At 68.8% G+C, this 12,583-nt stretch carries 12 protein-coding genes and 2 pseudogenes; 10 read left to right on the top strand and 4 right to left on the bottom strand.

The features are described from left to right. Window positions 1–151: 151 nt before the first annotated feature. On the top strand, window positions 152–718 hold the full coding sequence (locus ACEXOX_RS07870) for a DUF642 domain-containing protein (protein WP_406519701.1): 567 nt from the start codon (window positions 152–154) through the stop codon (window positions 716–718). On the opposite strand, the gene ACEXOX_RS07865 is transcribed toward ACEXOX_RS07870, so the two are convergent. Then, window positions 690–995: a hypothetical protein gene (locus ACEXOX_RS07865; protein WP_406519700.1), complete on the bottom strand. Its 306-nt coding sequence runs from the start codon at window positions 993–995 to the stop codon at window positions 690–692. The genes ACEXOX_RS07870 and ACEXOX_RS07865 overlap by 29 nt on opposite strands. Window positions 996–1,746: 751 nt before the next feature. Here ACEXOX_RS07865 and ACEXOX_RS07860 point away from each other — a divergent pair. Together ACEXOX_RS07860 and ACEXOX_RS07855 are read left to right on the top strand one after the other, a co-directional pair. Continuing rightward, entirely contained in the window at window positions 1,747–2,049 is a 303-nt protein-coding gene (locus ACEXOX_RS07860) for a hypothetical protein (protein ID WP_406519699.1), read from the top strand. Between the two features lie 73 nt (window positions 2,050–2,122). Beyond that, window positions 2,123–2,977 carry a helix-turn-helix domain-containing protein gene (locus ACEXOX_RS07855; protein WP_406519698.1) on the top strand — a complete coding sequence of 285 codons (855 nt, stop codon included), beginning with the start codon at window positions 2,123–2,125 and terminating at the stop codon, window positions 2,975–2,977. A 530-nt stretch (window positions 2,978–3,507) separates the two neighbouring features. On the opposite strand, the pseudogene ACEXOX_RS07850 reads toward ACEXOX_RS07855, so the two are convergent. Then, window positions 3,508–3,968: pseudogene (locus tag ACEXOX_RS07850) on the bottom strand (lamin tail domain-containing protein). A 608-nt stretch (window positions 3,969–4,576) separates the two neighbouring features. On the opposite strand from ACEXOX_RS07850, the gene ACEXOX_RS07845 reads away from it, so the two are divergent. Further along, window positions 4,577–5,512, top strand: coding sequence for a chaplin family protein (locus ACEXOX_RS07845; protein WP_406519697.1), 936 nt, complete (start codon window positions 4,577–4,579; stop codon window positions 5,510–5,512). 263 nt (window positions 5,513–5,775) lie between these two features. On the opposite strand, the gene ACEXOX_RS07840 is transcribed toward ACEXOX_RS07845, so the two are convergent. Then, window positions 5,776–6,177: an STAS domain-containing protein gene (locus tag ACEXOX_RS07840; protein ID WP_406519696.1), complete on the bottom strand. Its 402-nt coding sequence runs from the start codon at window positions 6,175–6,177 to the stop codon at window positions 5,776–5,778. A 421-nt stretch (window positions 6,178–6,598) separates the two neighbouring features. Between ACEXOX_RS07840 and ACEXOX_RS07835 the strand changes: the two genes are divergently transcribed. The 6 genes from ACEXOX_RS07835 (at window position 6,599) to ACEXOX_RS07810 (ending at window position 11,815) form a co-directional block, all read left to right on the top strand. After that, a complete protein-coding gene (locus tag ACEXOX_RS07835) occupies window positions 6,599–7,084 on the top strand; it encodes an STAS domain-containing protein (protein WP_406519695.1) in 486 nt (161 codons plus the stop codon). Window positions 7,085–7,778: 694 nt separating this feature from the next. Continuing rightward, on the top strand, window positions 7,779–8,096 hold the full coding sequence (locus ACEXOX_RS07830) for a hypothetical protein (RefSeq protein ID WP_406519694.1): 318 nt from the start codon (window positions 7,779–7,781) through the stop codon (window positions 8,094–8,096). Between the two features lie 32 nt (window positions 8,097–8,128). Beyond that, window positions 8,129–8,431, top strand: a complete 303-nt coding sequence (locus ACEXOX_RS07825; RefSeq protein WP_406519693.1) for a hypothetical protein — start codon at window positions 8,129–8,131, stop codon at window positions 8,429–8,431. Between the two features lie 317 nt (window positions 8,432–8,748). Beyond that, a complete protein-coding gene (locus tag ACEXOX_RS07820; RefSeq protein ID WP_406519692.1) occupies window positions 8,749–9,057 on the top strand; it encodes a transposase in 309 nt (102 codons plus the stop codon). 99 nt (window positions 9,058–9,156) lie between these two features. Then, window positions 9,157–9,576, top strand: a complete 420-nt coding sequence (locus ACEXOX_RS07815) for a hypothetical protein (RefSeq protein WP_406519691.1) — start codon at window positions 9,157–9,159, stop codon at window positions 9,574–9,576. A gap of 922 nt (window positions 9,577–10,498) precedes the next feature. Further along, window positions 10,499–11,815 (top strand): NAD(P)/FAD-dependent oxidoreductase, encoded by a 1,317-nt coding sequence (locus ACEXOX_RS07810; protein ID WP_406526260.1) that lies wholly within the window; start codon window positions 10,499–10,501, stop codon window positions 11,813–11,815. 88 nt (window positions 11,816–11,903) lie between these two features. On the opposite strand, the pseudogene ACEXOX_RS07805 reads toward ACEXOX_RS07810, so the two are convergent. Next, window positions 11,904–12,529 (bottom strand): annotated as a pseudogene (locus tag ACEXOX_RS07805) (DUF1345 domain-containing protein); the annotation flags it as partial. Window positions 12,530–12,583: the final 54 nt, after the last annotated feature.

Genomic DNA, 12,583 nt, shown 5'->3' with positions numbered 1-12,583 from the left:
GGAAGCCAGGCGTCGAACGCAATGCCGGGCCGGAATCCGTGGATGCCCGAGGTCGCAGGAGGGGTATGGCTTGCTTCGGGCGAATGCAGCAGAGCCCCTATTGGGGCAGGAAGCTTCGCCGTCGCAGAGCACAAGCACAAGGAGAGCAGCCATGGACTCCGGTCCGGATTCAGCAGCACTGCAGGACGGCAGCTTCGAGTCTGCCGCCATTCCCGACCAGGCGCCGAGAATGTTCTCCCCCGGCGAGCGGGTCGGGCCCTGGACGGTGACGGGCGGCAAGGTCTACCTGTGGAAAGGAAGCCCGGGGGCGTCCGCCGACAGCCGCCAGCACCTGGCGTTGAGCGGCGGGGCATTCGACCGACCGGGAAGTATTCAGCAGACCATCGCGACGACGCCGGGCGTGTGGTACTGGCTCACGTTCCACATCACCGTCCTGGCAAACGGTGATGCCGAGCGGGTCAGGACCCTGGCCGTCGAGGCCCAGGGCAGGGATGAGTACGGCCAGGCGCACCACATCGACCACGGCTACCAGAGTTACAGCGTCGACGGAACGGGCGTCACCAGCACGGAGCCGGGGTGGCGGCAGAGGCGGTTCGTCTTCAAAGCGGCAAGCAGCCAGACCTCGCTCAAGTTCACCGAGATCCCGACGGACTCCGACGGCGTCGGCGTATGTCTCGATGACGTGTGCCTCACCCGGGCGCCCGGTACTGTGAGCTGACCTGCCCGTCCGGCTCGCCCGCGGCCTGGGCAAGCCGGTAGCGGACCTTCTCGTGCGACAGGCCCGTCTGGCTGCCGATCTGCCGCAGTCCCCAACTCTCTGCCTTCGCCGCAGCGATCCCGTCGTCCAGCGCCGTGTCCATCACCTCGTCCAGCGCTTCCCGCAGCTGAACCACCAGCCGGAGCCGGATCGCGGGAGCCAACTCGGCAAGGTCGTCACAGAACCGGGCCACGTCGGCCTTCAGGAAACCGATCCTCGGGTCTTCGCTCCCCCGCACACCTTGGCGACCCCAATCACGCGGTGTCAAAACTTCTGACAGCAAGACCGGTTCCCTGATCCCTTCCTACCGGCCCCCCGTTTCATGAGGGTGTTTCAGGCGTCCAGTCGTTTGCAACAACTCATGAAAAGGATGGCCCCAGGTGGACCGCGGGGTGGTGCGGTGTTTCACGAGCGACGCACCGCGGAATGCTAGCGTCGTGTGTTACCAGGAAAATCCAAGCATTTTCCTGGTGCAGGCGATCGGGCACACGAAGACCTCGCTTGATCGATGGTGGAAGGTGGCCTCGGGAAAGATTGGACACCTGGCCCGAGGTCGTCACCAGGAAGCTACCCCCGTTCCCGCTTCCCGTCTTGCGTGAAGTCGGGCAAGACGCGGGGCGTGGGGACAGGGCCGCGGCGTGATCGGTTGGGTTCTTCGGTTTGGGCGCGGAGGGTGCGGCTACCCGTTCTGTACCTTGATCGGTAGATGTCCGGCGGCCCGGTCGGGGCATGTGCGCCGGGGCCGGCTGGCAGGCTCCGGTGGGCGGTCGCCGCCGTTCAGACCTCGTGCGGCAGCGATACGGGCAGCCCGCTTCGGCTCGGCTGCCTGCGGCTCTCCCGCTGACGCCGGGCTTCGGGCCCGGGCGGCTTCGCCCGGGCCCGAAGCGCCATCCGGTGAAGCACCTGGGGCACGACAGCGATGCGATGCGAGTTCGGCTGTTCATCCTGCGGTGCGCGGCCGGAGTCGGTGGACCAGCGTGTGCTCGTCGATGGCCGTTGCCGTTGGCGAGCGTCGCCGTCATGGTTGCCTCCACGACCACCCGCTCGCCGGCGGCGTGGAACCGGTGGAAGGTGACGGTGACGTCACGCGCGAACAGACGGGGAAGGTCGTCGGCGAAAAGTGCACGATCGCCTTCCTGCCGACCATGTGGTGGGCCGTCTTGAGCGCGACGGCAGTGGCGTTGTCCGGAGGAGAGAGCCGTTCGATGTCCTCGGTGAGGACCGCGGCGACCCGGTCAGGGTCACCGCTGGCGATCGCCTGGAAGCCGTTCTGGATGATGCTGCTTGTATGAGCCCACGGTCACCGTGAGCGCGTGCCAGTGTCTGGGACACATGTTCCGGCCAGTCTTCTCCTAGCATGGGGTGATGCGCTCCACCGTGCACGAGCGTGAAGCGGTGGCCAGGTGGCACGTCGCCAGGCCGCCGCGGCCCAGCCGGACAGCCGGCGTCAGCCTGGCCGGGTTCGGCGACCGGAGCCCGGACCCTGTCGACTTGCCGGTGATCCCGCACCCGGCCGTCACCTTGATCGTCGAATGCGGCGGCGGCCCGCTCGTCGTGAGCGACGCCACCGGCCGGCAACAGCGTGGAAGTTTCGTGGCCGGGCTCGCACCTGGTGCAGTCCGCATGCGGGGCGAGAACGTCACGTGTGTCGAGGTGCACCTGTCTCCACTGGTCGCGTACGCCGTGCTGGGGGTCTGTCCGGCGGAGCTGGACCGTAGCGTGCTCGCCCTTGAGGACCTGTGGGGCCGGGATGCGGAACGGCTGCGGGAACAACTGGACGCTGCCGCGTCGTGGGACGACCGCTTCTCCTTGACCGAGGCCCTGCTCGCCCGTCGAAGCGGGACAGGGCCATCGGTGGACCCGGAGGTGGCCCGGGCCTGGGACCGGATTTCGGTCAGCCGCGGCCGGGTCAGGGTCGCGGATCTTGCGGCCGGGGTCGGCTGGAGCCGCAGACGCCTGTGGTCCCGCTTCCGGTCACAGATCGGCCTGGCTCCCAAGCACGCTGCGATGCTGGTCCGTTTCCGCCATGCCGCCCACCGCTTGACCGCGGGCGGCAGCGCGTCCCGGGTCGCTGCGGAGTGCGGTTACGCCGACCAGTCCCACCTGCACCGGGAGATCACGGCGTTCACCGGGATGACTCCGACGGCCCTGGCCGGTGACCCCAGGCTGGCGGTGGAGGACATCGCCTGGGCGCAACACCGCGTCGACGAGACGGGCTGACTCCCGGCCCGCGCACCGTTCACTACGAACGCAGGGGGCGTCCGTCCCACGGAACGTATCCGCGTTCTCTTACCGACTACCGCCCGTGAACGTGGAACCGGCTGTACGCGGGGAAGGGGAGCTGGCCACGGTCAACGGTTTCGGCTCAGCCACCGTTGTCGGGGGTGCCGGGCGCGGCGGTGGACAGAGACGCTCACGGCCCGCGGCTTCGTAGGAAATCCGGTATGCGCACCGCATGCACTCCTCGCGGACCACGACGCCGTCGTGCAGGCGGGCGCGGTGGTGCTGCGGTGCGCATCCGTGCGTGGCCATGGTCGGGAGCATGTCTTCCCCTCCTGCCGCACTGCGGCCGGACCGGTCACAGGCCGGGGGCACGGACATTCTGCCGGTGCCGGATGACGGGGCCAAGGCCCGGGAACCGGCCGCTCCAGGCGGTCCTGCCTCTCCACAGCAGGGCGGTGCGCCGCGGCCCCTCGGCCGCGGCGCACCTGGATGTCCGGGGGCCGTGGCGGGCGGCCCCGGAGCAGCGGTCAGCGGCGGCCCCAGTGCTTGGTGTCGACGAGGTGGCGGTGGTCGTTGCGCAGGGTGGCGGTGTCGCGGCGGTTGTCCCAGACGTAGTTGCGGCGGTCCTGGTAGACGTCGCGCCAGGTGTCACGCCCGTGGCCGGTGTGCACGCGGACCTCCTGACGGCCGTTCAGGCGCAGGTTGTTGAAGCGGTAGGTCTTGTGGGTGCGCTCGCTGGTCAGCGTCCAGCCCTTGAGGTTGACCGCGCGGTGGCTGGTGTTCTTGACGGTGACCCACTCGCCGTTCAGGGACCGGTTGGAGCCGTCGTCGCGGCCGGGGCTGTCGGCCTGTACCGCGCCGATGACGATGGGGGAGCGGTGGGGGTCGGGAGGGTGTGCGCGCCGGTGGCGGCGGCGGGCAGGGCCGCGGCGGTGGCCAGGGCGGCCGAGCCGAGTGCGACGGCCGCGAGACGGGCAGAACGGGACATGGTGAACCTCCTGCGGTCAGCCCCGCTGAGGCGGGGCCGGTGGGACGAGATGCCCGGAGCTGCCGGGTGGGCCTCACTGTGGGCTAGTCCCGCAGGCGGTGGTTGAAGATGGGACGGCCCGTTACAGGACTCGGACATTTGCACAACCCATCTGTACCCGCAGTGCACGCCCCCGCGCCCAGACGTCGATCACGCGCCCCCGGGCACGCTGCACCGCGCACGCTACTGACCTGGAGATTCGCTGGGGCAGGATCTTTTGAGGGTGGCATCTCGTACGGGCGTGCCCGCGCGGCGTCGACCGCTGCGAACGCGTGTCCATGCCGAAAGAAACCCGTCAGGGGCAGGGGACGGGAAGAAGAACCGTTCAGGCAGCGGTGGCCCGGGAAGCTGTGCGTTTCCTATCAGCGGGACGATCGTTCAATCCGATGCGACGCGCTCAGCACCCTGTCCGTTTCTGTCATGGCTCCCAAGGGGAGCGGGTGAACCGGGCGTTCGCCGCTTCGGCGGCGCTCCTCGGTCCAGGGGCTGGGCGATATCCCTTCGGGATGCGGGCACCTGGCCGACGCCAGGTGCCCGGTTCGTCATCTTCGAAAGATGAAGGACCACACGTGCAACCTCTCGTGAAACACAGCGTGCTGGTCGCCGCGACGGCGACCGCAATACTGGCCGGCACGACGGCGGGCGCCCACGCCGACTCCGGCGCAGCGGGACGCACCGCGGCCTCCCCCGGCGTGCTCGCCGGCAACCTGCTCCAGGCCCCGGCCCATGTGCCGGTGATCGTGTGCGGCAACACCGTCAACGTCATCGGCCTGCTCAACCCCGCCTTCAACAACCACTGCGCCAACCCCGGCAGCCACCACCACCCGCCCGGCCACAAGCCACCGGGTCATAAGCCCCCTGGGCACAAGCCGCCGGGCAACCACCAGCCTCCCGGCGAGAAGCCGCCGGGCCACAAGCCTCCCGGCCACAAGCCGCCGGGTCACAAGCCCCCTGGGCACAAGCCGCCGGGCAACCACCAGCCTCCCGGCGAGAAGCCGCCGGGCCACAAGCCGCCGGGCCACAAGCCGCCAGGTCACAAGCCCCCTGGGCACAAGCCGCCGGGCAACCACCAGCCTCCCGGCGAAAAGCCGCCGGGCCACAAGCCTCCCGGCCACAAGCCGCCGGGCCACAAGCCCCCTGGGCACAAGCCGCCCGGCCACCAGCCTCCTGGCGAAAAGCCGCCGGGACATAAGCCTCCGAGTAGTCACCAGCCGCCTGGTCAGCAGTCTCCCGGCCATCGGCCGCCGGGACATGAGGTCCCCGGATCTCCGGGGGCGGGGCATCGGCCGCCGGCCGATGTCGCCGGAGACGTGGACTCCCGAAACCCGTCGGCCGCATCTCCGGCCGGCGGCAAGGGCCGGGTGTCCGGGGCCGTCCAGGCCGCGCAGGGCCCGGTGCTGGCACGCACCGGCAGTGATCACCTCGGTGCTGCGGCTGCCATGAGCGGTGTGCTGCTGCTCGGCGGTGTGGCGCTGGTGCGCCGCAGCCGCACCTCGCGCGTCTGACGTCCGCCTCTTCGGCGCTGCGTGACCAGTCGCATCTGGCGGCTCCCGAAGCGGGGGCCGCCAGTCGGGTACTCCGGCTCGGGCGCGGCGGTTGGCGGGCACGGGGCGAGGGGTCGGTGGACGTCTCGCCCCCAACGGTGCGCCGTGTTCCACCGGTTGTCCCTTCGTGGTCCGGGCGGTCTTCTGGACGGAGCAACGAAGGGCCACGACGTCCGGTCACGTACCGTTGCGGTTCCTTCACCCGATGGTCACGGTCGGTGGTGTCACAGCTCCGGTGGCGGTGGTTCGGCGAAGAGGGCGCTGCGTCCGGCCGGCAGTTCCACGTGGTGCCAGGCGCGGCCGTCTTCGGCCAGCGTGCGGAGCGCGGCAGTGCTGTCGGTGAAGACGGGCAGCAGCGGACCGGTACCCGTCCGTTCGATGACCTTGCGTACGGCGGGGCAGGGCCCGGCGAGCAGGAGCTGGCCGTCGGCCGCGTGCAGGCGCATGGCCTTGCGGACCAGCACGGCCAGGGCGTCGATGCTCAGCCGCTGTACCGCCGTCACATCGACGATCACGGTGGGCACCGTCGCGCGGCACCGGATGACCGAAGCCAGACAGCTGACCGTCTCGCACGATCCGTCAGGAAGAGACAGCAGGTGGTACTGGGCAGGCCCGGTGGCCGTCATGGAAGCCTCGTATCCGCAGTATGGGACGCCCCGGGCCCAGGAGCGCGCAGCCCCAACGGCACAACGCGCCGACCGTGCCACTGACATACCCGGCCGCCCCGGCGCCACTCTGCCTCGCCGGCACCAAGACCCCTACGCCTGCCTTCCGCCACCGGTAGCCGTCGGGTGAGGATGACCGGCGCCCGCAGCGCAGCCGAAGCCCTGTACCCGCCACCATCCCCAGTTCGAAAGGGGCGGCCGAAAAGTCACAAGAGAACGGCAGTTGCGGCCAGATGGCGATCGAACTGGGCCGGAAGCGCGCATTCCTTTGAACAGGAAACTTTTTGCTCCGGCGGTATCAGTGCGGTCCGTAAGGTGGCGCCTCACCGACGGCAGAACACGTGTCGCAGGCGCCCCCTCTTCCCGCAAGGAGCTGGCCCACTTGAGCACCCGCACCCCCAAGCCGCAGGGGAACTGCCGCACGGTACGGCCGACCGGTGAGCTCGACCTGTCGACAGCACCGGCGCTGCGCGACCTGCTCCGAGGAAACGATGCGGCACCCGAGGCCCGCCTCATCGCCGACCTCACCGCCGTCACCTTCATGGACACCAGCGCCCTGACCGAACTCGAAACCGCCCACTGCCGCAGCGAGGCCGCCGGCGGCTGGCTACGCCTGGTCTACCACCAGCCCGCCATCGGCCGGCTCCTGCGCCTGACCGGACTGACCCGGCGCTTTCCCCGCTACGCCACCACCCAGGACGCCTGCGCCAACCGTCCGGCCCAGGCCATAACCGTCCGGCCCGCTGCCGCACCCGCAGGACCGGTCGCCTACACCAACGGCCACCTGCTCTCCGCCTGGACCAGAGCCCCGGCAGGGCGCCCACCGCGGCCACGGGCGGCCGGTGACCGACAGGGAGAACGGCCATAGCCCGCATGACCGAGCAAAAGAGACCACTGTGAGAACAGCCTCCGCCCTGGCCGGTAGGGAGGTGCCTTCGGCCGAGGGCCGCAGGCAGCGTGACCGGTGGTCCGGCAGGAGCTGGCCGCACAGCTCCGGTACTACCGCCACGGGCCGCGACCGCGAGCGGTTGACTTGCCGGCCGTGACGATGAGTTCCGAGTATGCCTGCAGCGCCGGGGACACGGGGCCAGGGCGATGGTGCTGCCGGTGAGTCCCGGGAACACCGGGTGCCTGGCGGCGTGAGCCTCGAGGCGTGTCTGTCATGGGCACCGATGCTCATTGTCTCGCCCCGGTGCCCGTGATCAGGACTGCGCTGGCCGTGGAGGGGAGCTGAGCGCGAGCGGTGCCTCCTGCCCTCCACTCTCCTCGCCCCGCAGGGCCCACGACCGGCCTGCATGGCGCATTTCCCCTACGCCGTTTCGGCTCCGTCGCCATCCTCAGCGCGCGGGGCTGCTGGCACGGAGGCACGGTGTGTCCAGACGGGATCCGCACCTTCGCGGCGAACACGCGGTGCCGTCCTTCCCGGCGACGCACTGGGGCGTTCCTGCTCCCCTCGGGCCGGGCTGCCTGACACAAGTCGCCGTTGCCTGGCAACGTCTCTCCGCGGGCGACTGGGCCACCTACGCCAACGAAGTCAGCCGACGCACCGCAACGGAGAACAGATGAAGCTGCCGGTCGCAATCCACCAGGCCCGCTTGGGAGCCGACGAGCTCAGAGTCATCCGACCTGCCCAGCCTCTGAACCATGCAGTACTCATCGACCACGATCGGCACCTGGACGTCTATCTCGACCAGGACGCCGCCCGCCGAATCGCCGGATTGTGGATGCTCGCGGCACGCTCACCGCGTTCGCTGATTCACCTGCCGATGCGGGCAAACCGCCCGCCAGCCCGGGAAGTACCGGACAACGTCGGCTTCCAGCTGGACCTGGTGCTGTTGCACCATTCGCTGCAGTTCACCCCTCTCGCTGGAAGCAGGTGAGGAGTCGCCTCGGCGCCGGCCGTCCCCAGACCGTGACCTTGCCCGACACAGATCCTGTCGACAGCGCCGCAGTCGACTGGGCCGCACGTCACTACCGGGAGAACCGCGACCTGTTTCACCAGCACCTTCATGCCGAGACGCTGTTCATGACCGGCAGCGCGAAGGTGTTCCGAGAGACCGCTCGACACTTCCTCGATGTCGCCCGCAACGGACCGGGCTACGTTCCGGTCCACCCCAGCTATCCGTACTTCTGCACCGAGCTCCACTCGAACGACGGCATCCTCGGTGACGCCCGCGAGATCCACATCGAGTACTGCGACCAGTGGAACCCATGATCGACAGTTGCCGAGCACCTGCTGGCTATGGCTGGCGAGGCAGGCATTCGGACAGTTCCAATACCCCACGTCACCATTATCAGCGAGAAGCGCCAACGAGAAGCGGTCGAGCGTGTCACAGCGATGCAGTTCGACCGGCACGGCAAACGAGTCTGGCGGCAGGTCAAGGCCGTCCTTGACTCCGAGCACGCACGCCGCGCGATCGGCGAGACCCAGATCCCCTACGGCACCTGACCGAACCGTCGAACGTCGCCGCCGGCGGTCACGACTGCCCGGTCCGGTTTCGCTGCGTCGGCTGCAGCCACTTCCGCACCGACGTGTCCTACCTGCCCGACCTGGAAGCCTACTTGGCCGATCTCCTGCGCAACCGCGAGCGCCTGGCCGCCTTCACCGAAGCCGACGACTGGGCCAAGGGCGAGGCCATGCCCTCGGACAACGAGATCACCCGAGTACGCCGCCTGGTCAAACGAGTCCGCGAGGAACTCAACGACCTCACACACGAGGACCGGGCCCAGATCCAGCAGGCTGTCACCGTCGTCCGTAGAACCCGGGCGAGCGTCGTCTCGCTCGGCATGCCGAAGGTGAGGCAGCCCGTTCCTGACCTCCGTCTCGAGAGGACCGCATGACCCCCAGCATGATCGACGGCAAGAGAGCCGACTCCGCACGACGCCGGGATCGAGTGATTAAGGCCCTGGATGCGGCCTTGCGGACCGGAGGCGACATCCGTGTCCAGCCTCGCCCGCGCTGCCCGAGTGGATCGCAGTTTCCTCTATCGTCACCGTGACCTGCTTGAACGCGTTCACGTCGCTGCCAACACACCTGTTCAGGAGAGTCGACTGGCTGCTGTGAGCGGGGCTTCCTTGCAGGCTGATCTGGCCAACGCGCTGGAACGAAACACCCTTCTTTCCGCGCGGGTGCGGCAGCTGGAGAAGCGGCTTTCCGAGCAGTTCGGCGAGCAGGCATGGAACGCGTCCGATCTCGGAGTCGCACCGGACATCGACCAACTCCAGCGACACATCGACATGTTGGAACAGGAACTCGCCGAGAAGCGGGGCGAGCTCGAGGGGGGAACGGGAGGACTCGAGGCTGCCCGGGCCGCCAACCGCGAGCTCACACGGCTCATGAACCAACCGTCAACCCGGTGATCACCGGATCATCCAGGAGCGGGCATGACATACGTACCAAGATCGTCAGCCTCGACGATCCCCGGAAGCGACCCGCCCTCACGCAAGGGCGTGACATAGCGGGTCGCGATGACTCCGGACAACATGCGGATCAGGCTACTTCCTGGGCTTTGTCGCAGGTCAGCGGCGTGCTGGTGAGCCCGCACATCGGTTTCGATGTAATCATATCGGTGCGGGCACACCGAATCCGTTCCGGTCGCCGCCTTCACCCAAGAAAGCCTGCGAGGGGGCTTGGGGGGAATGCGGGGAGTTTCAAGCTTCAACCACAGCTCGCATCGGATCGCCGAGCAGCCCAAATATAAGCAGACTAGGCCGATCTGCCGCTATTTGGTCGACGGTATGACCAGCCTCGACGCGGGCGATGAGCACCGGCTCGCGCCGCACCTCACCCTCGTCCGCGGCGGCGGGGGTGGCACCGGGCATCTCCTTCACTCCTGGACCTCGTTCTCTGCGCCGCCGAACTCGACGGATTCACCGGAATGCCCTGGACCGTCGAGCACCTCCATCTGGTCCGCAGCCACCCGCCCAGGAGTGAAGCGCGGACCCAAAGGCTCGCGACCGGATCATGGCTGGCGTGTTCGTGCTGATGCTTGCCGTGATCGCGGCGGCGGCGCCCGGAGGCTGAGCAAGTTGCGTGCATCGTGCCGACCAGCCTCGGACATGCGTGCTGCGCGCTGCTGGCCGACGATGAGTGGGCGGCGCTGGACCCATTGCCGCCGGCAGGCGGCATCTGGTGCAGGCGGTGCGTCCGCAAGTGACGCATGCGGCGTCCGGCCGACGCGACTGGGAGAAGGCGCTACAGTATAAACTCGAACTGGATTCGAGATCGGCATTTGATGACTTGCTCTCCGCCGCGCACGGAGGGCGGGAGGCGAGGGACACCGTGGCGAAGAATGCGCCCACCGGCGGTTTGACCTACTCGGCGTTCACCGGGTGGACCGATCGGCCCACCGATTTCGCGCCGGCACTGGAAGGCGAGGTCCGGTGCGATGTCGCAGTTGTCGGCGGTGGTCTTGTCGGGATGGCGGCGGCGCTCCGGCTCGCGGAGCGCGGAGTCGATGTGGTTCTGCTCGAGGCCGGGTATTGCGGCTGGGGTGCGAGTTCACGCAACGCGGGCTACTTGTCGAATGCCTTGGCCGGAGACCCGCAACTGTTGCGCCTGCTGTACCGAAGCCGGCTGCGCGACCTCGTTCGGTATGGCGGGAGTGCGGCGAAGTTCACCGAAGGTCTGATCGGGCGCCTCGCCATTGACTGCGAGTACGACCCAACGGGCAACGTCATCGCCGCTGTCTCCACCGGACAACTGCGGCATTTGAGGAAAAACATGCAGATCCTCCGCGACGCAGGGGCGGACGTGGAATTCGTCCACGGCCGTGACTTCGGCCTGCCGGAAACGTTCCTGGGCGGCATCTTCGAGCGGGGCGGTGGCCTGCTGAACCCCGGGAAGCTCGCATTCGGACTCAGGGCCGCGCTGCTGGCGTCGAGCGCAAAGGTGTTCGAGCGAACGGCCGTGCAAGCCGTCGAGCCGGACAGTACAAGCGTCGTGCTCAGCGTGCCGGGCGGGCGCGTCCACGCCGAGCGGGTCGTGCTCGCGACCAACGCCCACTCCCGCGACCTGGAGATCGCCCCGAGCGGTATCACGCCCGTCTGGACCAGCTTGGTGGAGACCGAGCCGGTCGATCCCGACCGGCTGGCGGCAATCGGCTGGACAAGCCGTACCGGCATCATCACCCCGCACACGATTCTCGAGAACTACCGGCGCACCGCTCGCGGCACGATCATGTTCGGTACCCGTCGGCTCCAGGCGGCGCCGCCGGCGCTGGGTGCCCACGAGCCGGATCGCGCGGTGGTGGCGGATCTCGTCCAGGGCTTCCACGAGCGGTTCCCGTCGCTTGGCTACGTCGCGCCTCATCGGGCGTGGGGCGGGTGGGTGGCCATGACGTCCTTCCTCCCGGTCGCTGGAGAGGCCGCGAAGAACGTCTTCTACGCTGTCAGCTGCAATGGTCACGGGCTGTCCCAGTCACCCTACGTCGGTACGCTGCTGGCCGACCGGCTTGCCGGTGACGAAGTCCACGACGACCTGCGTGCGATCTGGCGGCCACGACCGCCATACATGCCCTCGCTCGCGCTCGGCGCGACGGCGCTGAAGGCCGGGTGGGTGCTCGACCGCATTTCGGACCGCCTGGGTCGCTGGCGCTGAGGAGCCAGGCTCGACTCGATGGCGAAGGCACGGCGGAAGGGCCTGCCGCTGTGCGGGTCGACCCTCTCAGTTGCCTTCGAGTGCCTTCGAGGGCCGACACCAGGCTCGCCACGGTGACGGTGTTGAAGGCGATTGCGACGCAGGAGTTGACCGTCACGGTACGGCGCAACTCTCGGGAGGTGACCTCGACGTCGGTCGTGCCGAACGTCGTCATGACGGAGAAGGCGCAGTAGAGGTAGTCGCTCCAGAACGCGGTTTCTCGGCCCGGGAATTCAAGCGCTCCCTCGTCCTCCACGAGAGTGTCCGCTTGGAACGCGACCGCGAAGGACACGGCCACGCAGATCCAGGCGTTGGCGCCCAGGACGAGCGCCACTGCCGCACGGGGCGCCGGTTCGAGCACGGAACCGACGTGGCCGGGCAGCCACACCATCGCTACGACCAGCGCGCCTGTCGCGATGAAGAGCGAGACTCCCGGCCCGGGTGCCGTCCCGTACACGTACCGCTGGAGCGTCGTCGTGCCCGCGTCTCGCGCCGCGCCCAGGTTCCTACGCGATCCGGGGACGCGGTCGAGAAGGCGACCGTGGTGAGCATGAGGTAGGGGAAGAGATATGCGAGCAGGATCAGCACGCACGCATCCGCCGTGGCTACCTGCGTCCAACTGCCGTCGACTCCGAGGAGAATCGCGGTCGTGGCTGCCGCGATGAGGGCGCTCACCACGGACTGGCGGCGCTCGGACAGCCAGTGGTTGTGTCGGCGCCGAGCTGGCGG

The organism is Streptomyces sp. Ac-502 (assembly GCF_045222935.1).
Lineage (GTDB): Bacteria > Actinomycetota > Actinomycetes > Streptomycetales > Streptomycetaceae > Streptomyces > Streptomyces monomycini.
Note: the sequence above shows the minus strand (reverse complement) of the source record. Positions and strands in the feature narration are given on the sequence as shown.

What these genes read in the sequence shown, in the direction of transcription:
- ACEXOX_RS07855 (WP_406519698.1), top strand. Translation starts at nt 2,123, where the DNA reads ATGCGCTCCACCGTGCACGAGCGTGAAGCGGTGGCCAGGTGGCACGTC.
- ACEXOX_RS07870 (WP_406519701.1), top strand. Translation starts at nt 152, where the DNA reads ATGGACTCCGGTCCGGATTCAGCAGCACTGCAGGACGGCAGCTTCGAG.
- ACEXOX_RS07840 (WP_406519696.1), bottom strand. Translation starts at nt 6,177, where the DNA reads ATGACGGCCACCGGGCCTGCCCAGTACCACCTGCTGTCTCTTCCTGAC.
- ACEXOX_RS07830 (WP_406519694.1), top strand. Translation starts at nt 7,779, where the DNA reads ATGAAGCTGCCGGTCGCAATCCACCAGGCCCGCTTGGGAGCCGACGAG.
- ACEXOX_RS07860 (WP_406519699.1), top strand. Translation starts at nt 1,747, where the DNA reads ATGGCCGTTGCCGTTGGCGAGCGTCGCCGTCATGGTTGCCTCCACGAC.